The organism is Butyrivibrio sp. AE3009 (assembly GCF_000420845.1).
Taxonomy (GTDB): domain Bacteria; phylum Bacillota; class Clostridia; order Lachnospirales; family Lachnospiraceae; genus Butyrivibrio.
In genome coordinates this window covers 1-2,563 of sequence record NZ_ATVS01000089.1, presented here as the reverse complement: position 1 = coordinate 2,563, position 2,563 = coordinate 1, and the positions used below count along the sequence as shown (strand labels likewise).

The window sequence follows — 2,563 nt, the reverse complement described above, 5'->3', positions numbered from 1 at the left end:
GCGATAGTAGCTTAGTTGGTAAAGCGCCACCTTGCCAAGGTGGAGACCGCGGGTTCGAGCCCCGTCTATCGCTTATTTTTTTGCTCAAAACTCCGGATTTTCTCCGGAGTTTTTCTTATGCCTAAAGGGAGTCAATGGGGCTGTCGCACTAATTAGTGTGGCAGCCTTTCTTAGGGTTGGGCTGTCTATGAAATGTCTGTAAAACACAAAATCGGGCTTCGAAAAGCCCGATTCATTATATTATGACTTAAACACTATTTCTTTTCCTGCTCATGAAGCCACACCCATTTATTATTGGGTGATTCCAGCTGCTTCGCAACGATTTCGACAATCTCATCATCAGATGAAGTGAGATTTTTTCGTTGTATTTCTCCAATCATCTCTATGATTCTCGGAAGATAAACCATACCATCTCCTCTACCAAGAAGTTCTCTGCATACTACAAGAAGTTGTCCATATGAAATCTTTTCAGGAACAATTCCATTTATTATTGCACTATGATTGATTCGAAGGTTCTCCACCATATCCCTTATGATGTCTGCGTTAAGAATATCGGCATAACGCTGCCTTACAACTTCTTCAAGCTTTTGCACTGTGTAATCAACTGTTACCGGATGACCTTCAATTATTTCTTCATGGTAAAGAACATTATCATATGCAAGAATAATGAACTCTCTGGGTTTTAACTGATCCCAATCGCGTATTCTTACAATAGGCATTAAGATTCCTTCTTTTGCAAGACGTAGTCTAAGATCAGGAATCTGTTTTCCATGAATATCATTGCTCCAACTCGAAATAAAATCTTCTCCAAACACTATCGACAGAGTATCCAAGGAATTTCGAAGATTTGACCATATTTCCTGTTCAATTTCCACATCATCTATTTCATTGACTTTGGAATCCTTCAATCCCATGAGATAATCAGAACTTACACCAAGTGTGACGCATAATGCTTTTAGAATAGCAATATCAGGATATCTAAGCCCACGCTCATACTGACTGAGTGCTTGTGCAGTTATTCCTATCCTATTAGCTAATTCTTCTTGTGTAAGCTTTTTGTCTCTTCGGCTTTCAGCTATTCGCTTGCCTATTTCGGTTTGTGCAATATCGTATTTCATGGTCATCCTCCTTGTTTTTTATTATAAAGCATTAAAACGCAGAAAATAAATCGGCAAAATGTTTATTTCAACTAAACAGAGCCATACTCTCAAATAGAAGTTGATCATCAATTAAGAAAAGGTTGACTAGCCCAAAAATCATACATATAATATAGCTAACAGAACCCGACACGCCTCTCATTATGATGCGGACCACGTCGGGTCGTTTTTTTAGGATGAAAATATGGCAGAAACATTAAAAAAGCATCAACAAGCCATGACAATTGACGAACAGATTGAGAATCTTAAATCGTTAGGGCTGCAAATAGATAATGAAGAATATGCAAAAAGGATATTGAATGACATATCCTATTTTAGGCTTATAAAAGCCTTTAGCCTAAATCTAAAACCAAGAAATGGTTCTTATCACAAGGATGTTAAATTCAGTCAGATAGTAGAATTATATCTGTTCAATGCTAATTTTAGGCAGTTACTCTTCCCGCTGATTGAGAAAATAGAAATTAATGCTAGATGCAGAATAGGAAATTACGTATCTGAGCACTATGGTGTACTTGGATATAAGGACAAAGACAATTTTGTTGACGAAGAATATCATAAACAATTTATGTCAGATATTAACGAAGAAATAAGGCGAAACTTGCGTGCTCCATTTGTAAAGAATTTCACGGAAAACTACGAGGGCAGAGATCTTCCCATGTATGCTCTTGTAGAGATATGCGGCTTTCGAAACGGGCTATTACTTCGAGTCCCGTCTATCGCTTATTTTTTTGCTCAAAAACCCCAGATTTTTCTGGGGTTTTTGTTTGTTTGGGATGACACGGGAACGGTTCTTTTGTCATATAAAAAGCAACCAGGAAAGATATTCTCCTGATTGCCCTAAACAAAAATATTCCGTTCTCAGTGCAATTTCAAATGAGGATATTTGATATCGCCAAGCTTTGACATAACCATCTCTTTATATTTCTCGAAGTGTTCATCTTCATAGCCGGTAAAGAGAACTTCATCTATATCCTCCTCGTTGAAAAATAACGAATTCTGATCTGTTTGACCGTGGGGATAGAGGCAGGCTGAATAATCGTAATATCCGATTGTTCCATTATCATTGTAAAGTGGGCAGACACCCGTTATCATAATGTCCACCTGCCCCTTTTTTAATCTTACAATTGTTCCTATGGGGTAAAGCTTTTCCATTCTTTTTCTCCTGATCGTTTCTTTTTATTTTCACATAAAGCTTTAATTCGAAGCATACTTTATTGCTGTTACTATTCCAAAGACCACCGCAAAGGGAAGTGAAATTAATGCAACCAACTTATAGTTAGGACTGTGTCGGGCTTTTAAAAGTGCAGTTCCAAAAAAACAGCAAACCAAATAACACTAAAGCCAATTGCCAATAATACTTTTTTCACTATATCTCTCCTAATTCTTTCTATACTTTTATACAATGA

The 2,563-nt window shown here is 37.1% G+C and carries 3 protein-coding genes and 1 tRNA gene; 2 read left to right on the top strand and 2 right to left on the bottom strand.

The window, feature by feature from the left end; genetic code table 11:
* A tRNA-Gly gene (locus tag G588_RS0118340) sits at nucleotides 1-73 on the top strand.
* Between the two features lie 181 nt (nucleotides 74-254).
* Here the strand turns inward: G588_RS0118340 and G588_RS21920 are convergent.
* The gene (locus G588_RS21920) at nucleotides 255-1,118 is read right to left on the bottom strand and encodes a helix-turn-helix domain-containing protein (RefSeq protein WP_051139975.1); all 864 of its coding nucleotides are present in this window, start codon (nucleotides 1,116-1,118) and stop codon (nucleotides 255-257) included.
* A gap of 223 nt (nucleotides 1,119-1,341) precedes the next feature.
* On the opposite strand from G588_RS21920, the gene G588_RS21025 reads away from it, so the two are divergent.
* Nucleotides 1,342-1,989 carry an Abi family protein gene (locus G588_RS21025; protein ID WP_022780140.1) on the top strand — a complete coding sequence of 216 codons (648 nt, stop codon included), beginning with the start codon at nucleotides 1,342-1,344 and terminating at the stop codon, nucleotides 1,987-1,989.
* 26 nt (nucleotides 1,990-2,015) lie between these two features.
* On the opposite strand, the gene G588_RS0118325 is transcribed toward G588_RS21025, so the two are convergent.
* Nucleotides 2,016-2,309: a DUF4176 domain-containing protein gene (locus G588_RS0118325; RefSeq protein WP_022780139.1), complete on the bottom strand. Its 294-nt coding sequence runs from the start codon at nucleotides 2,307-2,309 to the stop codon at nucleotides 2,016-2,018.
* Between the last annotated feature and the right edge of the window lie 254 nt (nucleotides 2,310-2,563).